Source organism: Pseudomonas sp. LS_2 (genome assembly GCF_042709235.1).
Taxonomy (GTDB): Bacteria; Pseudomonadota; Gammaproteobacteria; order Pseudomonadales; family Pseudomonadaceae; genus Aquipseudomonas.
This window is the reverse complement of sequence record NZ_JAVAYC010000017.1, coordinates 1-24,680: the sequence shown is the minus strand read 5'-3', so window position 1 is coordinate 24,680 and position 24,680 is coordinate 1. Positions and strand designations below refer to the sequence as shown.

Genomic DNA, 24,680 nt, shown 5'->3' with positions numbered 1-24,680 from the left:
GCCAGTGCGAACTGGCGGGGCTTTTTCTTGCCCGGCTTTTTGTGCAAAAGGCCAGGCTTCGCGTCCTTTCGGGGCTTGGCTCAGTACAGGTTCGGTTCCATCTCCAGCGCTACGCCGAAGCGCTCGAGCACATCCGCCTGGATCTTGCGCGCCAATGCATGCAACTGCTCCCCCGTCGCCTGGCCATAGTTCACCAACACCAGCGACTGAAGGCGGTGCACCCCGGCATCACCTTCCCGATACCCTTTCCACCCAGCCTGCTCGATCAACCAGCCAGCGGCCAGCTTCACCTGGCCATCCGCCTGCGGGTAAGCCACTACACCCGGATAGTTGTTGCGGATACGCTGGGCCAATACAGCCGGCACTACAGGGTTCTTGAAGAAGCTGCCGGCATTGCCCAACTCGGCAGGGTCAGGCAGCTTTTCACGACGAATACTACAGATGGCATCGCTGATGGCCCGCGCGGTCGGCTGCGCCACGCCTTGCTCGGTCAGACGCTGGCGAACCGGGCCGTAGTCCAGGTGCGCAAGCAATGTTCGGCTCAGCGCAAAACGCACCCGCAGGATCAACCATCGCCCCGGATTGCGCTTGAACACGCTGTCACGGTAAGCGAAGGCGCAATCATTCAGGTCGAAATCCTGCAACTCACCGGTTACGCGGTCCAGCGCGGTCAAGCCAGCGAACACGTCCTTGATCTCCACGCCATAGGCGCCGACGTTCTGCATGGGCGCGGCGCCCACGGTGCCGGGGATCAGGCTGAGGTTCTCCAGCCCGCACAAGCCCTGCTCGATGCTCCATTGCACGAACGGGTGCCAGGGCTCACCGGCCTCGGCCTCCACCACCACCCGCTCGCCATCGTCACTGAGCAGGCGCCGGCCGCGACTGGCCATGTGCAACACCAGGGCATCGACATCGCGGGTGAGCAGTAAATTGCTGCCGCCACCGATGACCATCACCGGCACCTCGCGTTGCGCAGCCTGGGCAAGAGACTGGCGAACCTGCTCATCGTCGTGGGCCTGGGCGAAGTAGCGCGCGCGAACATCAATACCGAAGGTGTTGTAGGGCTTGAGCGATACCTGCTCCTGCCAGCGCTGAGTCATAGGCGCCCCTTGATTTCCACGACCAACTCGCGGCAAGCGTCCTCGATCAGGTCCAATACCTGCTCGAAGCCTTCGGCGCCGCCGTAGTAAGGGTCCGGCACCTCGTGGACGGCCGCCCCATAGCGGCGCAGGAACAGGTCGAGCTCAGCGCGTGCATTATATGGGCGCAACGCCGTGAGGTTGGTCAGGTTGCTCTTGTCCATGGCCAGGACAAGATCGTATTCGGCGAAGTGGGCGGCCGTGACCTGCTGTGCACGTTGATGCGAAAGATCGTAGCCACGCACCAACGCTGCCTGGCAGGTACGGCTGTCGGGCGCGTTGCCCACGTGCCAATCACCCGTGCCGGCGGAGGCCACATGAACCACCTCGCCCAGGCCTGCGGCCTCGAGCTGGTGACGCAGAACGCCTTCGGCGGTAGGCGAGCGACAGATGTTGCCGAGGCAGACGAACAGGACGCGCATCAGGCCTCCAGCAAGCGCCTTACGCGCTCCAGGTCTTCAGGGGTGTCTACCCCCACTGCCGGCGCCTCGATGGCATCCGCGACATGAATGCGCACTCCGTGCCACAAGGCACGCAATTGCTCCAGCGCTTCCGTTTGCTCCAGCCAGCATGGGCCCCAGTTGACGAAGTCCTGAAGGAAGCCGACACGGTAGGCGTACATGCCGATATGACGGCGATACGGCACGTCTGTCGGCAACTGCTCGCGGTTCAGCGCGAAGGCGTCACGCGCCCAGGGCAGCGGCGCGCGGCTGAAGGTCAGCGCCAGACCGTGCTTGTCGCTGACGACCTTGACGGCATTGGGGTTGAATACGGTTTCCGGCGCATGGATCGGCTCGGCCAGGGTAGCAATGCCCGCTTCCGGGTGCGCGGCGAGGTTGGCGGCGACCTGGTCGATGATGACCGGTGGAATCAACGGCTCGTCACCCTGCACGTTGACCACGATGGCATCGGCCGGCAAGCCCAGGCGCGCGGCAACTTCGGCCAGGCGATCGGTGCCCGACTCGTGGTCGGCGCGGGTCAGCAACACCTCGGCGCCAAAGGCCTGGCACGCCTCGACGATGCTGACATCGTCGGTGGCGATGACCACGCGGCTGGCGCCGCTCTTGCAGGCCTGCTCCCAGACATGCTGGACCATCGGTTTGCCGGCAATCGCCAACAAAGGTTTGCCCGGCAGGCGCGTGGAGCTCAGCCGGGCAGGAATCACCACGGTGAAGTTCAGGCTCATTTGTCCAGACGCTCGTCGTCGGTCAGGGTGCGCGCCTCGGTTTCCAGCATCACCGGGATACCATCGCGAATCGGGTAGGCCAAGCCTGCACCTTTACTGATGAGTTCGGTCTTGTCGGCGCTGAGCTTGAGCGGCCCCTTGGTGATCGGGCAGGCCAGGATATCGAGCAGTTTGGTGTCCATGAATGCGTCCTTGAGACCCGGAGGCCGAAGTTGTGAAAGTTTCAGGGCTGCCGTTGAGCCGACAGCAAACCTGCGAGCTGCCCATCGAACCAGGTGACGAACGCCGGCGACGGCACGGCATCGACGGCGAGGTACCACCAATCGCCCGCGGCGAAGGCACGACATTTCACCGCGTCCTTCTCGGTCATCACCAACGGTAGGGGGGGCTCGAAGGCCAGGCTTTGAGCACTGAACTGGGCATGGTCGGCGAAGGGGTGCGGCACAGGCTGCCAGTTTAGCGCCAGCAGGGTATTGAAGAAACGCTGGGGGTTACCGATGCCGGCGACCGCATGCAGCGCCTGCCCTGCCGGGAAGTGATCGAGCGCGCGGCGCTCGCCGCTACGCAGGTTGACCAGGGCACTGGGCTGCAGGCTGAAGGCGAAACCGCCGGCAGGGTCGGCAGCGGCTCCGTTATGCAGCACTGCACCCACCTCGGCCAGTCGCTCGACCGGCTCACGCAGCGGGCCGGCCGGCAGACAGCGCCGGTTGCCCAGGCCGCGGGCGGCATCGATCAACACCAGTTCCAGGTCGCGGGCCAGACGGTAATGCTGCATGCCATCATCGCAGAGGATCAAATCCAGCGGCTCATGTGCCAGCAGGGCGCGCACGGCGCGGGAGCGATCAGGGTCGATCATCAACGCCACGCCTGTACGCTGGACAATCAGCAAGGGCTCGTCGCCCGCATGCTCGGCGCTTTGCTGCGCCTCGACCCGCCAAGGCAAGCTGGGTGGCTTGGCGCCATAGCCACGACTGACCACGCCTACCTTCAGGCCCTGGCGTCGGCAATGCTCGATCAGCCAGAGGATCATCGGTGTCTTGCCAGTGCCGCCCACAGTGATATTACCGACCACGATCACCGGCACCGGCGCGCGGTAGCTGGGGCTGTCACCGCTGAGAAAGCGTGCGCGCTTGCGTGTTACCACATATCGGTACAACACTTCCAACGGGCGCAACAGGACCAGGGCGGGGTGTCCGGCGTACCACGCGGCAAGCAAGCGGTCGGCAAGCGCCATCAGGGTGTCCCCTGGGCCGCCTCGACGGTGGTCATGCGCAAGTGACTGAAGCCGAGCTTGCCGGCAGCGTCCATTGCGGTGATCACGGCCTGGTGCGGCGTCTTGCCATCAGCACTGATCGAGAGCGGTAACTGGTTGTCGCCGCCAGACTCGCGCTGCAAAGCCTCGGTCAACGTGGCCAGGTCGCTCTTGGGCAGCAGTTGGTTGTTCAGCGAATAGACGCCCTCGGCGCTGATGGTGAGCTCCATGCGTTTGCCCTGCTCCGCTGGCGCCGGCGCGCCGGTGGCGGCTTCCGGCAATTCCACGCGCAGTTGCGTCTCGCGGGTGAAGGTGGTGGTGACCACGAAGAACAGCAACAGGACGAACACCACGTCGATCAACGACGCCAGGTTGATGTCCACGTTCTCGCGCTGACGATTGCGCCGGAACTTCACGCCTTGCCTCCGGCCACCTCGACCTCGCGGTCGCCTTGCAGCACCTCGACCAGCTTGATCGCCTCCTGCTCCATGCCCACTACCAGTTCATCGATGCGGCGCAGCAGGAAGCGGTGGAAGAACACCGCCGGGATACCCACCATCAGGCCGGCTGCGGTAGTCACCAAGGCCTTGGAGATGCCACCGGCGAGCACCGAGGCGTTGGCGGTCATCTGCGACCCCATGAAGGCGCTGAAGATGTCGATCATGCCCAGCACCGTGCCCAGCAGGCCGAGCAGCGGGGCCATGGCGGCAATGGTGCCGAGGGTGCTGATGTAGCGTTCGAGCTCGTGGATGACCCGGGAGGCGGCCTCCTCGATGCATTCCTTCATGATCTCGCGGCCATGGCGGGAGTTGGCCAGGCCTGCCGCAAGGATCTCTCCCAACGGCGAATCGGCGCGCAGAGCCTTGAGCTTGTCACTGGTCAGTTGCTTGTCCTTGATCCACATCCACACCTGGCCCAGCAAGTGCGGTGGGGTCACGCGGCTGGCGCGCAGGGTCCACAGGCGTTCGATGACGATCGCCATGGCAGCGATGGAGCTCAGAATGATCGGCAGCATCATCCAACCACCGGACTTGACCAATTCCCACACAGTGCGCATCCCCCTGGAAAAAGGCCGCCACTCTACCATAGGCGCGCAGGTCGCTCATCTGCCGGAGGTCAGGCTGTGGCTCAGCCATCGCTCGGCTGGCGCCAGAAGCGCCGCTGCCCGCGTGTGCTCAAGGCTTCGCCCCGGGTTCCCAGTTGCAGGCGCAATGCGCCGTCGATCGCGGTGTCGTGGATCGCCAGGCCATGGCGCAGGTAACGCGCCATGACCTGTGGGTGCGGATGGCCGAAGCTGTTGTGGCGCCCCCGGGAAATCAACACCCCGCGTGGTGAGGTAGCACGAATGAACGGTTCGCTGGACGAACTGCGACTACCGTGGTGGGGCGACTGCAACCAGTCCAGGCGCGGATCCTCGGTGGCAGCCAGCCAGGCTCGCTCGGCCCCTGCCTCCATATCCCCGGCGAGCAACAGCCGCTCGCCACCGGCCTCCACCAACAGTGCGCAGGAACGATCGTTGCTGGTTTGCGCGGCGGGCCACTGCCACAACGAAAAGCTGACCCCATCCCATTGCCAGCCCTCGCCAGAAGGGCAGGCCCGGGCATCCAGCGCCTGCGCCAAATCACTTGCCTCGCCCGCCAGCCCCCAGGCGACCGGCATGCCACGCTGGATCGCAGCCGCGCCACCGGCGTGATCGGCATGGGCATGGCTCACCAGCAGCAGGTCCAGTTGCCGCACGCCAAGCTTGCGCAACGTGGGCAGTACCACGCTCTCTCCCAGGTCGTAGGCGCCGCTGGCCGGGCCCGCATCATACAAGAGCGCGTGATTGCGGGTACGCAGCAGTACTGCCAGGCCCTGCCCGACGTCCAGTTGCCAGACCTCCACCTGCCCCTCGGGCATGGTAGGCCTGGGCACCCAAAGAGCCAGTAGCATGACAGCACCCAGGCCGCGCAATGGCACCCCCCTTGGCAGCAACATCAGTAGCGCCCCAAGACTAACCAGAAACCAAGCCCACGTCGGCACTGGCGGTGGAAGCCAGGCGGGCTGCCAAGCGGCCACCCACGCCAGCAGCCGAAACAACACATCGAGCGCTCCACCGGCCAGCCAGAGCAACGCTTCGCCCAACCCTGCCAATGGCAGCAGCAACGTGCCGAGCAATGCCAAGGGAAGTATGACCAGGCCAACCCACGGCACTGCCAGCAGATTGACAAAAGGCCCACTGACGCTGACCGGTAGCCCCAGCGCAAGCAACGCTGGCAAAAGGCCCAAGGCGATTACCCACTGAGCCCGGCTCCAGGCTTGCCAAGGACGCCAACCCCCTAGCCGACCACTGAAGCAGTAGCTCAGTACCGCGACTGCGCTGAATGACAGCCAGAACCCCGGCAGCAAGCTGGCCAGCGGCTCGACCAGAAGCACGCATACCAGTGCCAGCAACAGCGGCACGAATGCACCCAGGTGGCGAAAACGCAAACGCCAGAGCAGCACCACCGCCAACATCAGGCATGCACGCTGCACCGGCACCTGAAACCCAGCCAACGCGCCATAGCCCAGCGCCGCTACCATCGACAAGCCGCAGGCCCACGGCAGCCAAGGCGCCCTTCGCGGCCAGGCCCCCAGTCGCGCCAGACCGGCCACCAGCCCGTAGATCAGCCCGGCCAGCAGGCCGATGTGTTGCCCGGAAATCACCAGCAGGTGTACCGTGCCGGTGGCCTGCAAGGTTTGCCACAGTTCCTGGGACAGCCCGCCGCCATCGCCCAGCACCAACGCCGCCAGGGCCGCTTCCCGACCATTGCCATCGACCGCCCGCAAGCGTTGGCGCAGTACGTCGCGCCAGCCTCCACTGGCAGGGGCCAGCAACTGCCCGGCCTTGACCATGCCGGTTGCGCCGACCCGGCGCGCCAGCAAGGTGGCCTCCCGATCGGGGCCATGGGGGTTGAGCAAACCATGGGGGCGGCGCAGGTTGACTGCCAGGCGCCAGCGTTCTCCGGCCGTGACCCGCGGGCCGTCGAACCAGCTTAGTTGCAGGCGCCGCGGCAGCTCGGCGCGGCGCGAGGCGGCGTCCTCGATTTCAAAGCGAACGCTCTGCTCGGTTTGCGTTGGCAGCCCCACTACCCTGCCCTCCAGCCACAAGGTGCGCCCATCCAACTCGGCGGGCAGGCGGTCGTCGAGCGCCTGCTGCGCCGACACACAGGCCCATACCAGGCCCAACGCCATGAAGCCGAGCGGCCACAAGCGCGTGCGCAGGCATGCAATACCCAACACAGCAATGAGGAAAAGCCATCCGACAGACGGCAAGACAGGCAAGAACCTCAGGCCGAGCAGCCCAAGTGCCAGCGCGATCATCCCTGTGCGCATGAAATAGAGCTCCGAAAAACACCACGGCCCATCAGGCTAGGTGCAATCGACCCTCTACTCGCTCAACAATTGTCACAAACTCTGAACAAGGCTGAGATGGAATCAAGGCATACTGCCCGCATTCGAGCCCCGGGAGCCTACATGCCGCGCCGACTTTTCAAACGCTACATGCCGGACCCGACCAGCATTCGGGAACACAAGTCGTTACGCTTCTTCGGCAAACTGCTACATGACCCCAACCTCTGGCACCTGAATCGCCATTCGGTGGCCCGGGCCATGGGCGTTGGCCTGTTCGCGGCGCTCATCCCCATTCCCATGCAGATGCTGCTGGCCGCCGCCCTGGCCATTCCAGTGCGAGGCAACCTGCCGATCGCCGTCAGCCTGGTCTGGCTGACCAACCCGCTGACCATGCCGCCGGTGTTCATCGTCACCTACATGACCGGCGCCTGGCTGATGCAGGTTCCTCCGCGCACCCTGCCGGAGGAACTGACTTTTGAATGGATCACCGACCAGCTTTCCACGGTCTGGCAACCCTTCCTGCTTGGTTCGGTAGTGTGTGGCGTGGTACTGGGCGCCCTCGCCTACTGCCTGACCATGCTCTACTGGCGTTGGTGGGTCGGTCGGCAGTGGCGGCGGCGCAAGCTCAGGGCGTCATGCACGCATGCCGCGTCCGCTGACCAGCAAGCGCACGCAAATGCCGTAAAGCACGGCGGTGGCCACCAGCATGAAGGTGATCGCCGAGCCAATGCTGATGTCCGAAACCCCTAGGATGCCGTAGCGGAACGAATTCACCATGTGCAGCACGGGGTTGGCCAACGACACGGTCTGCCAGAACGGTGGGAGCAGGTTGATCGAATAGAACACCCCGCCCAGATAGGTCAGCGGTGTCAGCACGAAGGTCGGGATGATCGAGATATCGTCGAAGTTGCGCGCGAACACCGCGTTGACGAAGCCCAGCAGGGAGAAAATGGTCGCGGTCAGCACCACCACCACCACGGTCACGCCCAGGTGATGCACTTGCAAATGGGTGAAGAACATCGACAGCAACGTGACGATCACGCCCACCGCCAAGCCGCGCAGCACCCCTCCGAGCACGTAGCCTACGAGAATGGTGTGGGGCGACACCGGCGACACCATCAGCTCCTCGATCGAACGCTGGAACTTGCTGCCGAAGAAGCTCGATACCACGTTGCCGTAGGAGTTGGTGATCACCGACATCATGATCAGGCCCGGCACGATGTACTCCATGTAGGTGAAGCCACCCATGTCGCCGATCTGCCGACCAATCAGGTTACCGAAGATGACGAAGTACAACACCATGGTGATCGCTGGCGGTAGCAGGGTCTGCGGCCAGATCCGCAGGAACCGCCGCACTTCACGGTAGACAATGGTGTTCAGGGCGACCCAGTTGGTGCGAAGGTCCAGGCTCATACCGCCACCTTGTTAAGGTTTTTTTCCACCAGGGACACGAACAGCTCCTCGAGTCGATTGGTCTTGTTGCGCAGGCTCAGCACCTCGATGTTCTGCAGTGCCAACTGGCCGAACAGCGCGGTGATGCCAATGTCCTTGTCCACTTGCACCTCGAGGCTGTGCGGGGTCAGCAACCGGCAGGGGTAGCCCTGCAGCAGCGGGGCGCCGGCCAGTTCCTGCTTGAGGTCGAGGACGAAGGTCTCGACATGCAGCTTGCCCAGCAACTTGCGCATGCTGGTGTTCTCGACGATGGTACCGTGGTCGATGATGCCGATATGGCGGCACAGCTGCTCGGCTTCCTCGAGGTAGTGAGTGGTGAGAATGATGGTGATGCCTTTTTCATTCAGCTCGCTGAGGAAGGTCCACATCGAGCGACGCAGCTCGATGTCCACCCCGGCGGTAGGCTCGTCGAGAATCAGCAGGCGCGGTTCGTGGATCAGCGCACGGGCGATCATCAAGCGGCGCTTCATGCCACCGGACAGGGCGCGCGACTGCACGTCGCGCTTGTCCCACAGGCCCAGCTGGGTCAGGTACTGCTCGGCGCGCTCCTTGGCCAACTTGGGCGGGATGCCGTAGTAGCCGGCCTGGGTCACGACTATGTCGAAGGTCTTCTCGAACTGGTTGAAGTTGAACTCCTGGGGCACCACGCCAAGGTTGCGCTTGAGCGCAGCAGGCTCGCGGTCCAGGTCATGGCCGAACACGTTGACGGTGCCACTGGTCTTGTTCACCAGGGTCGAGAGAATACCGATGGTAGTGGACTTGCCGGCGCCGTTGGGGCCGAGCAAGGCGAAGAAATCACCTTCGGCAACATCTAGGTCGATGCCTTTGAGGGCTTGAAAGCCATTGCCGTAGGTTTTGGTCAGCTGTCTTATGGACAGGGCGGAACTCATAGCGGGCCAGGTACCGAGAAATAGGTTCAGGACACGCCAGGTGCGTTCACTGGCGCAGTGAGTGCGGCCATGGTGCAAGGCCAGGCCGCGCAAGTACAGTCATGCGTATCGATAGTGACTATCGAAACCGCCGAGGTGTTCGATCAGGTCAGCGCAGTCATCACTGCGGCCTGGTAGGCCGGGCGCGCTTTCAACCGCTCGTACCAGGCGCGCAGGTGATGCATCTCGGGACGCTCGATCGGCATCTCGAACCAGGCGTAGACGAAGCAACCCAGTGGAATGTCACCCATGCCTATCCGCTCCCCCGACAAGTACGGCTGATGCGCCAGCGCCTGGTCGGCAAGCGACAGCAACTCGGCGCAAGCCTTGTGCGCTGCGTTGATCGCCACCCAGTCGCGCTGTTCCTCGGGCGTGCGCAGCAGGCCCCAGAACAACGGGCGGAACGGCGTGGCAAAGGACGAGGTGGTCCAGTCCATCCATTTGTCGGCCTGGGCACGCTGACGCGGGTCGTCCAGGTACCAGCCCTGCTCGCTGCCGTATTCAGCGCAGAGGTAACGCACGATGGCATTGGACTCCCAAAGCACCAGGTCGCCATCCTCGAGCATCGGCACCAGGCCGTTGGGGTTGCGTGCCCGGTAATGCGGTTCGTTGACCACGCCGAAGGCGCCACCGGCGTCGATCGACTCGAACTCCAGGCCCAGTTCATGGGCGATCCACAGTGCCTTGCGCACATTGCTCGAGTTCTTCCGGCCCCAGATCTTCAGCATGGTAACGTCCTGATTGAGTGAAGGTCGTCCAGTCTAACCCAAGAAGCCAGCGACGTTGATGAATAGAACAGCCTGGCTGAACCCCCTGCGAACTCCTCCTGCCACACCCTGTCACTGTTCAGAGCGGGCCATACCCGGTGGGCGGTCTAAGCTCTCTGGGTTGGCTTCGAGCCCCTGTGCCATGGAGGAAGGTCTATGTTGCTGTTGTGGTTGGTGGTACTGGTGATCGGCGCGGCGTATCTCACGCACCGGCGCCTGGCGCCCCTGCAGATTCTCGGAATCATCGCCGCCTATGTGCTGGCGATGGGTATCTTCAGCTCTGCGCCCGGCTGGTTGCTGGCGTTGATCTGGCTGGTGCTGGCGTTCAAAGCCGCAGTCCTGCTGCTGCCGCAATGGCGCCGCAAGGTACTGACCGGCCCGGTGTTCAACTGGTTCAAGCGCACCCTGCCGCCAATGTCGCAGACCGAACGCGAGGCGATCGACGCCGGTACCGTGTGGTGGGACGGTGAGTTGTTCAGCGGGCGACCTGACTGGCACACCCTGCTCGACTATCCCGCGCCCAAGCTGACTGAGGAAGAACAGGCATTTATCGACGGCCCCACCGAAGCGCTCTGCGCCATGGTCAGCGACTGGCAGATCGGCCAGGACCTCGACCTGCCACCCGAAGCCTGGGCCCACATCAAGCAGCACGGCTTCTTCGCACTGATCATTCCCAAGGAATATGGCGGCAAGGGCTTCAGCGCTTATGCCCACTCGCAAGTGGCCATGAAGCTGGCCACCCGCAGCGGCGACCTGGCCTCCACGGTGATGGTGCCCAACTCCCTCGGCCCGGCCGAATTGCTGCTGCACTATGGCACTGACGAGCAACGCAACCATTACCTGCCACGCCTGGCGCGTGGCGAAGAAATCCCCTGTTTCGCCCTCACCGGTCCACTGGCCGGCTCCGACGCAGGTGCCATGCCTGACACCGGCATCATCTGCAAAGGCCAGTGGAACGGCGAAGAGGTGCTCGGCTTGCGCCTCAACTGGGAAAAGCGCTACATCACCCTGGGCCCGGTCGCCACCCTGCTGGGCCTGGCATTCAAGGCCTATGACCCCGACCATCTGCTGGGGGAAAAAGAGGAGTTGGGCATCAGCCTGGCGCTGATTCCCACCGACACACCGGGTGTTGAGATCGGCAAGCGCCACCTGCCCCTTGGCGCCGCCTTCATGAACGGCCCCAACAGCGGCAAGGACGTGTTCGTGCCGCTGAGCTTCCTCATTGGCGGCCAGGAGATGCTCGGCAAAGGCTGGATGATGCTGATGAACTGCCTGTCGGTGGGCCGCTCCATTTCCCTGCCCGCAGTGGGTACCGGCGCGGCCAAGTACACCAGCCTGGTCACTGGCCAATACGCCAATATCCGTGAACAGTTCAACGTGCCGCTGGCCGCTTTCGAAGGTATCCAGGAGTCGTTGGCACGCATCGGCGGCAACGCCTGGCTGATGGACAGTGCCCGTCTGCTAACTGCCAAGGCGGTAGACCTGGGCGAAAAACCCTCGGTGCTCTCGGCGATTCTCAAGTACCACCTCACCGAGCGCGGCCGCGAGTGCATCCAGCACGCCATGGACGTGCACGGCGGCAAGGGCATCATCATGGGGCCCAACAACTACCTGGGCCGCAACTGGCAAGGCGCACCGATCTTCATCACGGTCGAAGGCGCCAACATTCTTTCACGCAACCTGATGATCTTTGGTCAGGGCGCCATCCGCTGTCATCCCTTCGTTCTCAAGGAAATGGCCCTGGCAAGTCGTGACGACCACGAACAGGCAGTGAGCGAGTTCGATGACCTGTTGATGAAGCATGTCATGTTCGCCGCAGGCAACGCCGCCAGCACATTAGTGCTTGGGCTGGGTCTGGGACGCTTCGAGCAGGTGCCTGGCGATGCCCTGAGCCAGGGCTATTTCCGCGCCCTCAACCGCCAAGCGGCCGCGTTCGCTGTGCTGGCGGACCTGTCGATGATGCTGCTCGGCGGCGCCCTCAAGCGCCGGGAACGGCTGAGTGCGCGCCTGGGCGATGTGCTTAGCTACCTGTACCTCTCCTCGGCTGCCCTCAAGCGCTACCACGACCTGGGCTCACCTGAGCACATGCGCCCCCTGTTGCGTTGGGCCATGGAAGAAAGCCTGGGGCAGGCGGAAAAGGCATTGAGCGCTCTGCTCGAGAATTTCCCCAACCGCTTGCTTGGCTGTGCCCTGAGCGTGCTGGTGTTCCCGTTCGGGCGCCAACATCACGGCCCGAGTGACGCGCTGGATGCCGAAGTCGCAGAGCTGATTGGCAGGCATAAAGGTGACCCTGCCCTGGAGGAACTGCTGGCGGGATGCTTCAGGCCCCAAGCCGACGGCGACCCGGTGGCCGCCTTGCAGCGGGCCAGCGATCTGCTGGACGATGTGGCCGTGCTGCACAAGACGCTTCACCAAGCTAGCCGGGAAGGCAAGCTGCATCCGTCGCCTGGCCAATCAAAGCTCCAAGCGGCGGTCGATGCAGGAGTGATCACAGCCGAGGAACAGCACAGGCTGCAACGAGCAGAAGACGCACGACGGCAAGTGATCGATGTCGATGCGTTCGACAAGCAAACATTGACACCCACCCCAGGAAAGACGCGCTGAATACAGTACCGGCCTCGCACACGATGGCGAGGCCGATACCTATTCACTCTGTAGCTTCAGCAGCTCATCCGGATCAAGGTCGGGGATGATAATGACGGCCCAATACCATCTCCTGTCATCCGGCTCGACAGCTTGAATGACGGTACAGCCGCTGAGCGCCTGCCCTGGTACGAACCCTCCCTCCTGGGAAATCTTGCCGTTACCGGCCAACACGCTCCACTCGGTCAACGCAGTGTTGACAGGCACCTCGGCGCCACTCTTGTCGATGTACCACAAGCGCAGGTACAACTGCCCATCGATCATGCTCATGCGAAGGAAATGCGTCTGCATGACGTTGAATATGAGGCATGCCGAGGTGGTCTTGAGATTACGGAGCGTGGTATCGATGAAATCCACGTTGGCAGGGGCCATCACGCTGGATTTCAGCGCAGGCAGCTGCTGCGTCTTGCCTTGTGCGTCGTAGAGGGCACCTGGGTCCATGAGCACGGGGGGACGGTAGTACCAGGCACCCTCCATCTGCTCGATCGCTCCCACGCCACCTTGGCGCAGCGTCATGTCGACCGCCAGGGCACCCCCGTTATGTTCGAGTCGCAGGGGCTGCTGGCCACGCTGAACCACCCTTGCAACAGGGTTGGTCACGAGTGAAAGGGCGGACGGCTCAGTGGCCTCATCGGTTGATGCTCCCCGTAAGCGGGTGAACTTCATCTCGTAGACGTTTCCCGCAAGCTCTTTCCACTCACCCGCAATCAATTTGCCTGAAGGATAAAGAACGTACGGCAGTTGCAAGAGGTCATTACCCTCCCAGTTGCCAGCCGCCTCGAGCTTGAGCAAATCAAGGTAGCACGTCACGTAAATCAGCAGATCCTGGCTTCTTGCCTCGACACGTCCGTCGGCTTCGCGCAAGGTGGAGAAGTACAGCCATACCTCTCTGAACCCAAGCAATCCAGTATCGACCACCAATCGGAATCGAGCCCCGACCAACGGCGGCGACAGATATTCCCGCTTGCCAAGCCAGCCCATAGGCTCGCCTATTTCCTCCAGCCCTTCGGCTAATCTGGCAGCCTTGGTAGGGTCGTCCACGTCCCCCTGAATGAAGCTGTAACGAGGGCGTGATCTCCAGTTGAGGACAATGCTCCCATCCGCCTGATAGCTACCCACGTGGTTGAATACCTCAGTCTCTGCGGACAAGGTTCCCTCGCTGCTCCAATCAGCCTCAACCTGGCGGACCTCTCTGTGCTTGCGTCCTGAGTCTTTCCCGAGAACCAGATGAATAGCCTTGGACACTTCTCGACTCACCGTCAGCATCGCCTGGGTGCCGGTACCCTCTCCGAACTGCAGAAGTGGTGCGCTGACGGTCCCTCGGAAGGCGGACCACGCAGTGCCAGGTGTAATAACGGTTTCCAAATAAAGAGGGCGGCCTGGCGAATTTTTGTGCGCGCTCTGCAGCGCTTCGTTGAGGCGGCTCAGGGGATAACCCAAACAGCCAACCCAACCTTTCAATCTATCGCTATCCGAGATTTCGTTAACATTCATGGCGAATCACCATTGTGAGGATGATTCACATAGAGCCTTTTCTAACAGAGCCGCCACAACTGACATAGTTAACAGTTGAACAACGCTTGAATTCGCCAGCTAGCCCTACCCACTCCACCCTTCCTGTGATCGGACGTATACTTCGCCCCCGCTTCAATCAATACCGAGGAAATGTTCATGGCCACCCCCCACCTGGACTACCACATGCAATTGCTCCACCACTTGCGCACCATCCTGGCCGCGCTGGGTGATGCCGAACAGGTACCGGAGGAAAGCCACGCCCTGTTCCTCGAGCGCTTCGACGAACTGCTGACCGTGCTGGCGCATGATCCGCTGGAGAGCCAGTACCTGGGCCAGGATCTGATCTGCCAGGTGATCCAGCGCTACCCGCAGATCGCCCACCTGGTGCCTCGTGATCTTCTGTGGTTCTTCGCTGGTGATTGCCTGCACTTCATGCCTGATGAGGAACTGGACCTGTACCAGCAGTTGGAAGAGCGTCGTTACGAAGCCGAACAGAGCGGTGAGGCGTTCGACTGGCACCAACAAAAGCAACTACTTAGCATGCCGCACGAGCAAAACGGGCACTGATTGGACGGGCCTTGCGCCGCTCTGGCGCGAGGCCTGTGACGAAAAGGCACAGCCAAACCGCGAATCTCCTTACATTTATCCGCCCCGTCTTTCCCTACTCTGCTCGGCGTTCTGGAAGCCTCTATCCATCCAGGACGCTTCATGCGTTCAACGCATGCCAACATTGAACACGAGTAGGAGTTGCAGTGAAAAAAATATTCACCCCACTGGCCCTGGTATTCGCCAGCAGCGCTGCCATCGCGGCGCCGGAAACCGGCACCATCAACTTTTACGGTACCGTGACCGACGCCGGTCCCTGCCCGATCGAAGTCGTCGACCCGACCACCGGTATTCCATCCCGCGTGATGCTCGGCCATCCTCGCGCCTCGCAATTCGAACAAGTGGGCGACCACACGACCGAAGCCCGGTTTGCCCTGAAAATCACCCCTGGCGGCGGTTGCATAATCGCCCCGGGCACCGAGGTGCAGGTCACGTTCGACTCCCAGGGCGGTGCCATCGGCCCGGGTAACGACCTGTATCGGCTGATGCCTGGCAGCGCTGACAATCTAGCGGTTGCCATTTTCGACGACAGTGACACCAAGCTGGCACCAGGCACCGCATCGATGGATTACCAAGTCGATGAGCAGGTCGAAACCATGATGCCGTTCTCTGCCAGGTATGAGGCCATCGGCATACCGGTAACGTCTGGCCCCGCCATGGCCAACGTCGGCTTCACGGTCAGCCTGCCGTAACTGGCTTTCCGGGTGCGATCGCACCCGGAAACCGACGTTCATCAACATCCGCCAGGACCCACAATGTCATTCCACCCTTTCCGACACTTTCGTTCGGCAAGTTGCTTGCTGGCGCTGCTGGGCTGCCTCGACAGCGCCAGCGCAGCCCTGACCCTCAGCAACAGCCGCATCGTTCATGAGAGCGACCGAAACAGCAGTTCGGTCACCGTTGGCAACCCCAGTCAGCGCCCATATGCCGCTCAGGCGTGGGTCAACACCGAAACGGACGACACCACCACCAGCGTACCGCTCATTGCCTCGCCCGCGCTGTTCCGCCTGGACCCGGGCGATGAACAATCGATACAGATCAACCGCCTGCCCAACGACCTGCCACAGGATCGCGAGTCGCTGTTCTATTTCAATCTGCAGGAAATCCCCCAGGTCGATTCGGAGCATGATCACAACAGCCTCAACATCGCCTTGCGCACGCGCATCAAGCTGTTCTATCGCCCCAGCCAGTTGCAGGGCAGCCCCGCTGCCTACCTCAGCCAGCTGAAATGGTCGGTGGAAAAAGTCGATGGCAAGCGACAGCTGGTGGTCGACAACCCCTCGCCGTATCACTTCACCCTTGGCCGGCTGGAAGTTTCCGGCGCTGGCGGGACCAAGCAGCTCAACGCCCGCGAAATGGTCGCGCCTTTTGGACGCCAGCGCTACGAGCTGCCCCCCTCAGCACCCTCGGGCAAGCTCAGCGTCACGTTCACCACCCTTGGCGATTACGGTGGCAGCACCCCGGCCCTCACTCAGCAACTCACCAGCAACGCCCCATGAGGAGGCCCTCAGGCCAGCGTAAACGTCGTCCTTGGGAAGTTCGGCGAGCGTGGCCAGGTCTCACCATCGTCGTAGCTGAGCATGGCGGATACGACCATCTGACTGCCAATCGAAAGCTGCCGCACATAGGACAAGGGAAGCTTGACGCTGCCACTGCTGCCGATACCCCTTTGCACATCGGTCGCGGTGAGCTTGTAGCTGTCAAGTACGGAGTGCCGTGGTGTGGGCCCCACACCCTCAACCCAGATCGAGACCCGCTGCTCGAGTCCTATGTGCCGCCAAGTGCCCAGCGTCACCAGCAGATCCGCTGTCAACTCCGATACAACCAGTGTGCCGCCATTTTTGCTGTTCAGTTGCGAGCTCGGCATGTTGTTCTGCGGTACCGCCACGACCCTGATCTCACGCCGTACCGATACTTGCGCAGCCCCCTCGACATACACCTGGTAGTACAGCGGCACGACCTTGCCGGCCATGGAAACTATCTTCGCCAGCGGCAGGCTGTAGTCTCGCTTGCCCTCCTGCCCCGGTTCGAGCCAATGGCCGAAAGCGTCTTCATCCGCCCAGACCAGTTCGAACTGCTCACCTGGCCTGATGACCGCTGCCTGCGGGATGACCAGGCCGAGATCACTCTGCAACTGCATCAGGGGTAGTTCGCTTGCCTGGCCACTGCCGTCCACCAGCGGAATCTCAATAGCGGGGAGTACCCGAGGCGCAGGTTGCGCGGCCACCTGCAGATCTTTGGGGCTGGCCACAGCGCTGCGGTTGCCGGCGCGGTCGTGGACCTCATACTGCGCATAGCGCACACCATCGCCGCGCTCGCGAATCAGATCGCCACTGTAGGAGAACCGCAGCGGTCGCCCGATGTCCTCCTGGGTCAGCACCCACTCTCCAGCCCAGTCATCGTCGAACAGCCCGCGGTCCCAGAAATAGACAATCGTGTCACCGGGCGCTGGGTGGAGATAATCGGGCACTTCGGCCACCAACAGATCCTGGTGCCTGGCAAGGAAGTCTTCGGTCAGCGTATCGTCCCCCAGCTCGGGAAACAGCAACTGCCCCCGCCCTCGGTCACCGCCCAACACAGGCGGGGTCTTGTCCACCGTCACGGTCAGCGGGCTGGAGTGAAGTTCGGTGCCGTTGTAGACCAACCCTTGGTAATCGAACGTCAATGTGCCCTCGGCGAAAACCTCCGGCCGCACCTCCACGTAACGCTCGTCCTCTGCCAGCGGCGCCTCCCAGCGCTTGCGGACCACCTCAATGCCATTGCAGTAGAAAATGACCGACTCGGGAGCGTCAGGCGCGGGATCGGAAATATTCCAGAGTGTGAACGTGAGCCGTACCGGCTGGTTCAATGCCGACACCGGCATCAGATTGGGCTCGCCGCCTGGAATATCAGGCAGCGCCTGCGGTACACCAGGCTCGGGCAAATCGGCAGTGGCCAACGGCCGAGCAGCATCGACACCGATCATGTTCTACTCCTGCATGCATGGAAAAAAGAAAGGGCAGGCTCAACGCCTGCCCTTGATGTTTGCACTACCAGCTGTAGCGCAGCCCCACATTGGCCCCCCAAGGCTGCTCGATCTTTGCACCGTTGCTGTAGTCGAAATCGGCGTGCAACTGCAACCGATCGCCCAACGACACCGCCAGGCCAGCACCGATTTCGCCTCGCGAACCGGACAAGTCGTTATCGAAACGGTTGTCGTTGACTTCGACTTGGTTGTTGTTGACGAACTCATGGGCGTAAGCCAGTCGCACATAAGGCTGGGCGAACCGACCATCCCCCATGTCGTAGGTACGACCAAGGCTGGCACCGACCTTGCCGAGCAGCGAGCGGGTGTCATCGCCTTGAGCTCGCAGGCCGTTGTCCAGGTGATAGTCCTTGCCCTGGATGTCAACGGCAGACCATTGGGTATAGGGTTCGACGAAGTAACCGTCGGCAAGCTCGATATGCCGGCCGAACTCGGCGGAAACACCCACCCCCATGTTGTCGTAATCGCCCTTGGTACGCTTGCCATCGCTGAGGGTGACGTCAGCGCTGTTGTCGAAGCGGTTGAGCTTGACCACACCGTCGAAGTAATAGCCGCTCGCGGCATCAAGCCAGGTGGTGTACAGGCCCAGGTAGTAGCTCTTGACGTCGGCCGAGGCGCCACGCTCGAGGTTCAGGTCAGAGCTGCTGTGTCCAGCCAATACCCCAACCAGCCACTGCCCGTCACCGATTGGCAAAGGGGCGTCGGCACCCAGCGAGAAGCCCTGCTGGACCTGCTGGTAGGCACCACCGGACATGGCCGATACGTTGAACTTGTTGCCATAGGCCCTGACCCAGCCCCCCGCCCTGCCCTCATCCTGGCGCAGTTCGCCCATGCGGCTGCGCAGGGTGCTGAGTTCGCCGTACCAGACTGTTGGCGCGGTGTTGAACAGCGCCAGCACCGAGGCCGTTCCCGGGCTGATGAGCCTGCGCGAACCATCGAGGAACCAGTCGTTGCCGCGCTGTACCAGTTCATAGGAGAAAGCGCCGAGATCGACGGGGCCATTGAGCAGCGAGAAGGTGGCATCGCCTGCGGCCACCCGCACCAGGTGCAACTGGTTCTCCGTGACCGGGTCAGCGCCGCTGCTACCGACCAGCAGACTGTGCTGGCCGGTGGCGGTGCCGGTCACGTCGAGGAAGTCGGTCTGCCCGGTACTGAAATCGGCATCCATGACGAACGTGCCGCTGCCGCTGAGATCACCCACGCTCAGGCGCAGGTACTCGGTGCCCTCGCCGAATCGCACCGAGCCACCGTTAAGGGTCAGGCTACCCAGGGTGGTGTCCTCGACCATGTTCCAGCGTGCCTGGTTGGCGATGGACAATGCCTCGACGTTCTCCAGTCGGCCGGTCAGGCTGGCGCGGTTGTCCAGGGCGATGCTGGCGCTGGCGCCGGCCTGCGCGACGACGTCACCGACCAGGTCGCTGCCATCGACGTACATCGAAGCGCTGGAGCCGCTCCTGATCTCCAGAATCGTCCCGTTGCTGCCTTGAAGGCTCGAACCAGGACCGACACGGATATCAGCCTTGGCAGGCTCGCCCGACCCAACGCCGACGACGATCGCCGAACCATCCTGGCCGATGACCGTGGTGCCGTCGAGAACGACAGTGGTGGCATCGGTGAACGCTGCGTCACCGCGGATGATCAGGCCAGCGCCACCTCCGATCAGCTGGCTGTTGCGGGCATTGAGCACGGCATCGCCGAACAGTGTGGCGGCGCTACTGGTACCGCCGCCGACCAGGGTACTGCCCTGCAGATTCAGCGTCGAGGCACCCGAGAGCGTCGCGCCCCCCGACGCCCCTTCGACATAGCTGTCGGTAACGGTCGCCGATGATCCATTCAGACCAGTGCGCAGCAACCGCAACCCGAACCGGTCACTGGTCACGCGCGAATTGGCGGATATGGCGGCGTGGCTCCCAGGTTGCAGGTTTACCCCGTCGGCCCCCGTTGCCGTCAGCGAACTGCCACTCATTTCGAGTGACCCACCACGCAAGCCGACCTCATTCATCGTGGCACCATTTGCCACCAGCTTGCCGCCAGTGTTGACGATGTAATCGTCGGCAGGGGTACTGGAATCGATGACCAGTTCGCGGTCCACGACAGTACGCCCAGATACCGAGAAACTCATTGTTGCCGCCGATATCAGCAGCAGAGCCTGCACCAGCGGATGCAACCCAAACTTCTCAACACTCATGAAACCACCTCGAATATTCACACGTCTAGATACCGCCCAAATTTCAAGGACGGCACGATACACGCGAGATTCCGAAAATCATGTAGGAAAAATCGTCAAAGAAGCGAATTGACACCCGCCGTGAGTCATTTCTCAAGGAGTTGGTCGCAAAGGACATGTCACCACGCCATTATGCATTGACACTACGGCCTCTTTCACCATTGATGTATAAACCCTACCGGCGAGCGTAAAGTCGAAGTGCGCTCTCCCACGGCCATCGGGCCTGCCATTGTCCTTGTCATAAATGGGTTGAACATATTCAACGTAGGGAATCCTCCAGACAAACCCACCGAGGTTAGTGCCATCCAACTCTATCGACTCATCCCAGTCGGTGTCCGGTACCGCATCATCTCCGTTTCGAGCATATAACGCCCGCCAATGCATGACGACCGTATCGCCAACTTTGAGACCATATTGGCTCAAGTCCTGCACTTGTACGCGCACGGCGGGATCGGTGTCATTATCGTCTTCGTAGATCGAGTTGCAGTTCAACCAACCATTCGCGGTGGTTTTAAGAAACTCGGGGGCTTCAGGATAAATGTTAACGGCCTCGACCCGAACCGCGGTGTCTCTGGAACTGATCGTGTTCGGATTGCCCGGCCGCGTCACGGTGTAGCGAACGGGAACGATCGCATTTCCCCTTCTGTTGATGACCTCCCAAAGTACTGTTTTCTCGATTGTTGTACCGGGCTCCCCAGGCAGCACTGTATGGTCGGCATTCGACATCAGCTCTTCGTCCCAGTAGAACTGGATCAGGTCATCTTCCTGAAGGGCAGTGTTTACCTCGAGATGGATCGTGGCATCTAGACCCTCGTCGTCCTCCGTAAGGAAGTTCTCTTCTCCCGCTTCGCCGACCACCCTTGCCAGTTCAAGCAGCGAGTTGACCGGGTCCGGCCAATCCGGGTCGACAGGGCCGATGGTTTCGAGGTTGACATCGACCTCGATCTCTCGCCGTCCTTGCTTGACGGTGCCGCGCCTTACCTCGTAGGCAACGGGCGTGGCCAGGTCACCGGTAGCGCTACCGTACTGGGCCTTCAGCACTTCGCTGGGAATGGTGAACTCAAGCGGGAATGGCCTGGCCTCGCCGATGGCGCTCCAGTCGAACACATGAGCGCCCCAACTGACACACAGTTCATCGCTCGCAATCCAATGATCGAACTCCGGCACCTGAACTACCACGCCAGCCGCCGCATCCTCCTGGATGATCCGCCCCTTGGCCGCCCGCGGTACCACAGGGTCCTGAAGGTTGTCCGGCAGATCCCCCAGGGCAACACCGACCTGGGTGTAGACAGAGGGCGAACTGTTGTTGCCCGCCTTGTCCATCAGCACGTAGAGCGCAACGACACCGCCATTGCCCGTCGCTTCGATCACACTCCGAGCGACCGGAATTGTCGTCCCACTCGCGAGGACAGGCGCATTCCCGGTGGGCGGTACAATAGTGGGGTCTGAAGGGAGGTCAGTGCCCCACCACCAAAAGACTCGATCACCCGGCATGAAGTCGGAATAATTCGGTATGGTCAGCTCGACGTCATCGATGTTGGCACTCGTGATATCGGTAATATCTGGCATTTTAACGGGTGGCAACTGATCGTAGGGTGCAAAGCGGTCGAAGAGCAGCACCAGCGGTGCCGAATCGCTATAGGACCCATTGTAATGCTCCACTTTGTAGATGAACGTGTTTTGGCCTTCCCCCCAAACCTCGATCATTTCCTGGGGAATCGTAATACTGAATGGGAAGCGCGCTTCATCCCCGGGCACAAACGTTTCTTGCAAGACAGTGGTATCGGTTTGCAGATGATAGATTTCAAAATAGTCCTCATCGCCAGGTTCTGTCGGCAGGATCCAGGGATCTTCAACCGTGACAATCAGAGCAGGACCACCGGCCCGCAAGTATGTGACCTTGACTGTATTGTCATTGGCATCAGCCAGAACTTCAGGCGCTACAATCGGCGCTGGCGTTTGCTGTCTGAATACACCTTTACCTTTTCGCCTTTTCGTATTCACCGGTGCATAAATGAATTCGTTCATTTGCCACTTCTCCGCCGTGACTTTCGCTAATGGGAAAACTCGCTACCGCTGCCCCTGCAATTTTTCATCAGCAAAAAAAGATCGGCTACTGGCATTTTTGTCAGGTCGGCACACCCTCAACTGAAAGGCCCGCCTTTGCGGGCGGGCCTTTTTACTGCAGACCTTAGCGGCTCCTCGTTCAGCTTTCCTGGCTGGTCAGCCTGTCGAGCGCGTCATAACCATAAGTCGAGCCCTCCCCCGGCGCGATACTCTCGCACCACAGCAACCGGCCATCGGCTTCACGCATGGGCGTCAGGTTTGCCCTGGACGGGACATCGACGGCAACGGTGGTCGCTGAAGGCACGCCTACCTTGAGCAGCTTGCCACTGGCATCGGCCGTCAGCCTTCGGCCGCGATCATCCCAGACTGAGTTGCCGTCCTCATCGAAAGCGCTCTCGATCACTGCTGGCGCCTCGACCCTGACCAGGCGCCCGAGCCCGTCATACTTCAGCATGCGCCCCGCCTCGTCGCGAATGAGATTGCCATCGGCGTCGTATGCCAGGTCGATCTGCGCAGGGTAGTCGGCGTGGCTGTTCTCGATGCGGCTCAACTGCACCGGATCCTCGTTCTCGAAGTAATAGTTCGCCAGATTGACGCCTTCGGCAAACGTGGTTTGGACCCGGGTGATGTTGTCCAGCGCATCGAACCTGAACACCTGCCGCTGAATCACTTTGCCATAGGGGTCCTCGGGCAATACGCTGCCCTCGCACTCATAGCGGACCAGACGTGCGCGCACGTCGTATTCGAAGGTCTCGTGGCGCAAGAGTGTGCTGCCTTCGCTCAACGTCTTGGTGACGATCGAATCCTCGCCATCGTATGCCTGCGACAAGCTCTGACGGGTATCCCCCGTGTCGAAATCGCGCCGTACCTCACGATCGAAGTCGTCGTGATGAAGCGTCGTGATGAGGTAACGATCACCCTCGCGGGTGTCGATCCTGTTCATCCGCCCCAGCGCATCGTAACCAAACTCGCTGGTGATCCCCGACAACGCCGTCCGGGTCAAGCGGCCATGAGCGTCGTACTCATACGACTGCAGGTTGCCCAGCACGTCGAGGTAACCCAGCTGGCGGCCTAACAGGCTGGTCTGATAGTGCATGGTGTGCGTCTGGCCCTGATACTCTCGGGTTTCGCGGCGGACCTCGCCATGGCTGAAATACGCCCGGCTCATCACCTGGCCATGCTCCTCGCAGCGCTGCAGGCGCGCGTTCTTGCCGTCGTAGTCATAGTCAGTGCGGATCTGTTGCGAGGTGATCTGGCGCATCACCGGTTCTTCACTGAGCTGTGGCAGATAACGGTACTCGACCAGTTGCCCAGCCGGCGTCCTGACCTGGCTCGGCTTGATCTGCCCGGGTTCGTAGCTGAACTGGCGTAAACGCCCGCCGGTGTTCGACTCGATCATGCGGTCCAGGCCGTCGAAGCGTTGCTCGCCCAGCACCACATCGCCGACGCGAATCCGTACCGGCAAGTCCTCGCCGCTATGGCGCGCATAATCCCGATACACCACGTTGTCATCGGCCAGCGTCTCTTCAGCCAGTCGGTCAAACGCGTCATAGGTGAACTGCTTGACCTCGTTGCGGGCATTCACTTCACGCGCCTTGCGCTGCAGCCCATCGTAGAACAGCTGGTTCACGCTCTGGGACAAGCCGTCAGCGTCGAAACGCTCCTCGCGCGTCGGCTCATCGAACAACGTAAGCCAGGTGACGGTCTTGCCGGTGCGCAGAGTGCCATCGGCGGACTCGCGCCAGCTTGTCTGCTGCGGCCCTTGCCAGAGCCGCGTGCCAATCGGGTCGAGCCGGTCGAAGTGGCGCACCTGGTCGGAGGCGATCTCACAGTACGGATTGCCCCAGCCATCGAAGAGGAATTGCCGGGACAATGGCAGCTCCCTAGGCGCCTGCCCCTCGTAATCCAGCCAGTCCAGCTCGGTCTGCTCCACCTGATTGCCCAACGCGTCGTAACGAGCGCGGTAAATCGGGCGCAATTGCCCCCGCAGGGCCAGGTCCGGGTTGTCGGCGTCCTGGCGCAAACGCGCCACCACACGGTTGAGCCCGTCGACCAGCGTCTGTGTGACCACGCCGTTGACATCCTCTTCCGTCTGAGTGGCCTGGCCACCGGGCCCGCTGACCAGTTGGTAGGTGTACTTGCGCGTAGCCTCAAGATCCGGATCACCCGGGGCCACCGTTTCCCGCACAACTCGCCGCAGGGCGTCGTAGAGATAGGCAATCTCTACATCGTTGTCGTCGCGGGTCAGCAATGGCTGGTTGATCAACACCGAGTGCTGCAAGGTGATGATCTTGAGAACATGGCTGCGGGAGCCGTCCGGGAGCGGCTGGTCATGATCGAAGCCGGTGATGGTCTGAACCTCTTCCAGCACCTGCCCACGCTTGGCGTAGGCATACGCGACCTGTGTCGGCAAGCCGTTGAACCGTTGCGTGCTCACCAGGAGGCGACCATGCAGCAGAGCGTCGGTCGGGAGTTCTGCATGGCGTAGGGAGGTGCTTTT

General features: G+C 61.9%; 20 protein-coding genes and 1 pseudogene. 5 read left to right on the top strand and 16 right to left on the bottom strand.

Annotated features, from left to right (window positions below; all coding sequences use genetic code 11):
* Positions 1-80 precede the first annotated feature (80 nt).
* The 8 genes from murB to RAC97_RS16245 form a co-directional block, all read right to left on the bottom strand.
* Positions 81-1,100 (bottom strand): UDP-N-acetylmuramate dehydrogenase, encoded by a 1,020-nt coding sequence (gene murB / locus RAC97_RS16280; protein ID WP_375100340.1) that lies wholly within the window; start codon positions 1,098-1,100, stop codon positions 81-83.
* Positions 1,097-1,561, bottom strand: coding sequence for a low molecular weight protein-tyrosine-phosphatase (locus RAC97_RS16275; protein ID WP_375100339.1), 465 nt, complete (start codon positions 1,559-1,561; stop codon positions 1,097-1,099). Before RAC97_RS16275 ends, murB begins: the two co-directional genes overlap by 4 nt.
* A complete protein-coding gene (kdsB, locus tag RAC97_RS16270; RefSeq protein WP_375100338.1) occupies positions 1,561-2,325 on the bottom strand; it encodes a 3-deoxy-manno-octulosonate cytidylyltransferase in 765 nt (254 codons plus the stop codon). The genes RAC97_RS16275 and kdsB overlap by 1 nt, the downstream gene beginning before the upstream one ends.
* On the bottom strand, positions 2,322-2,507 hold the full coding sequence (locus RAC97_RS16265) for a Trm112 family protein (RefSeq protein ID WP_049861532.1): 186 nt from the start codon (positions 2,505-2,507) through the stop codon (positions 2,322-2,324). The genes kdsB and RAC97_RS16265 overlap by 4 nt, the downstream gene beginning before the upstream one ends.
* 41 nt (positions 2,508-2,548) lie before the next feature.
* A complete protein-coding gene (gene lpxK, locus RAC97_RS16260) occupies positions 2,549-3,559 on the bottom strand; it encodes a tetraacyldisaccharide 4'-kinase (protein ID WP_375100337.1) in 1,011 nt (336 codons plus the stop codon).
* The gene (locus RAC97_RS16255; RefSeq protein ID WP_375100336.1) at positions 3,559-3,993 is read right to left on the bottom strand and encodes an ExbD/TolR family protein; all 435 of its coding nucleotides are present in this window, start codon (positions 3,991-3,993) and stop codon (positions 3,559-3,561) included. Before RAC97_RS16255 ends, lpxK begins: the two co-directional genes overlap by 1 nt.
* Positions 3,990-4,625, bottom strand: a complete 636-nt coding sequence (locus RAC97_RS16250; RefSeq protein ID WP_375100335.1) for a MotA/TolQ/ExbB proton channel family protein — start codon at positions 4,623-4,625, stop codon at positions 3,990-3,992. Before RAC97_RS16250 ends, RAC97_RS16255 begins: the two co-directional genes overlap by 4 nt.
* A gap of 80 nt (positions 4,626-4,705) precedes the next feature.
* The gene (locus tag RAC97_RS16245) at positions 4,706-6,931 is read right to left on the bottom strand and encodes a DNA internalization-related competence protein ComEC/Rec2 (RefSeq protein WP_375100334.1); all 2,226 of its coding nucleotides are present in this window, start codon (positions 6,929-6,931) and stop codon (positions 4,706-4,708) included.
* Positions 6,932-7,072: 141 nt separating this feature from the next.
* On the opposite strand from RAC97_RS16245, the pseudogene RAC97_RS16240 reads away from it, so the two are divergent.
* Positions 7,073-7,570: pseudogene (locus RAC97_RS16240) on the top strand (DUF2062 domain-containing protein); the annotation flags it as partial.
* 12 nt (positions 7,571-7,582) lie between these two features.
* On the opposite strand, the gene RAC97_RS16235 reads toward RAC97_RS16240, so the two are convergent.
* The 3 genes from RAC97_RS16235 to RAC97_RS16225 form a co-directional block, all read right to left on the bottom strand.
* A complete protein-coding gene (locus RAC97_RS16235) occupies positions 7,583-8,362 on the bottom strand; it encodes an ABC transporter permease (protein ID WP_375100333.1) in 780 nt (259 codons plus the stop codon).
* The gene (locus tag RAC97_RS16230; protein WP_375100332.1) at positions 8,359-9,291 is read right to left on the bottom strand and encodes an ABC transporter ATP-binding protein; all 933 of its coding nucleotides are present in this window, start codon (positions 9,289-9,291) and stop codon (positions 8,359-8,361) included. Before RAC97_RS16230 ends, RAC97_RS16235 begins: the two co-directional genes overlap by 4 nt.
* Positions 9,292-9,434: 143 nt before the next feature.
* Positions 9,435-10,058 (bottom strand): glutathione S-transferase, encoded by a 624-nt coding sequence (locus tag RAC97_RS16225; RefSeq protein WP_375100331.1) that lies wholly within the window; start codon positions 10,056-10,058, stop codon positions 9,435-9,437.
* 195 nt (positions 10,059-10,253) lie between these two features.
* On the opposite strand from RAC97_RS16225, the gene RAC97_RS16220 reads away from it, so the two are divergent.
* Positions 10,254-12,701, top strand: a complete 2,448-nt coding sequence (locus tag RAC97_RS16220) for an acyl-CoA dehydrogenase (protein ID WP_375100330.1) — start codon at positions 10,254-10,256, stop codon at positions 12,699-12,701.
* Positions 12,702-12,740: 39 nt separating this feature from the next.
* Here the strand turns inward: RAC97_RS16220 and RAC97_RS16215 are convergent, their stop codons facing one another.
* Complete coding sequence (locus tag RAC97_RS16215; RefSeq protein ID WP_375100329.1) at positions 12,741-14,234, bottom strand: hypothetical protein; 1,494 nt, start codon at positions 14,232-14,234, stop codon at positions 12,741-12,743.
* A 177-nt stretch (positions 14,235-14,411) separates the two neighbouring features.
* Here RAC97_RS16215 and RAC97_RS16210 point away from each other — a divergent pair, with 177 nt between their 5' ends.
* From RAC97_RS16210 to RAC97_RS16200, 3 genes are all read left to right on the top strand, one after another.
* The gene (locus RAC97_RS16210) at positions 14,412-14,822 is read left to right on the top strand and encodes a PA2817 family protein (RefSeq protein WP_375100328.1); all 411 of its coding nucleotides are present in this window, start codon (positions 14,412-14,414) and stop codon (positions 14,820-14,822) included.
* Between the two features lie 185 nt (positions 14,823-15,007).
* Positions 15,008-15,553, top strand: a complete 546-nt coding sequence (locus RAC97_RS16205) for a fimbrial protein (protein ID WP_375100327.1) — start codon at positions 15,008-15,010, stop codon at positions 15,551-15,553.
* Between the two features lie 63 nt (positions 15,554-15,616).
* On the top strand, positions 15,617-16,360 hold the full coding sequence (locus RAC97_RS16200) for a molecular chaperone (RefSeq protein ID WP_375100326.1): 744 nt from the start codon (positions 15,617-15,619) through the stop codon (positions 16,358-16,360).
* Between the two features lie 8 nt (positions 16,361-16,368).
* On the opposite strand, the gene RAC97_RS16195 is transcribed toward RAC97_RS16200, so the two are convergent.
* The 4 genes from RAC97_RS16195 to RAC97_RS16180 form a co-directional block, all read right to left on the bottom strand.
* Positions 16,369-17,826, bottom strand: a complete 1,458-nt coding sequence (locus RAC97_RS16195; protein WP_375100325.1) for a hypothetical protein — start codon at positions 17,824-17,826, stop codon at positions 16,369-16,371.
* Between the two features lie 64 nt (positions 17,827-17,890).
* Positions 17,891-20,074 carry an autotransporter outer membrane beta-barrel domain-containing protein gene (locus tag RAC97_RS16190; RefSeq protein WP_375100324.1) on the bottom strand — a complete coding sequence of 728 codons (2,184 nt, stop codon included), beginning with the start codon at positions 20,072-20,074 and terminating at the stop codon, positions 17,891-17,893.
* Positions 20,075-20,206: 132 nt separating this feature from the next.
* A complete protein-coding gene (locus tag RAC97_RS16185; protein WP_375100323.1) occupies positions 20,207-22,141 on the bottom strand; it encodes a hypothetical protein in 1,935 nt (644 codons plus the stop codon).
* 178 nt (positions 22,142-22,319) lie between these two features.
* Positions 22,320-24,680 (bottom strand): RHS repeat domain-containing protein (locus RAC97_RS16180; RefSeq protein WP_375100322.1); only part of this gene is annotated, 2,361 nt, incomplete at its 5' end.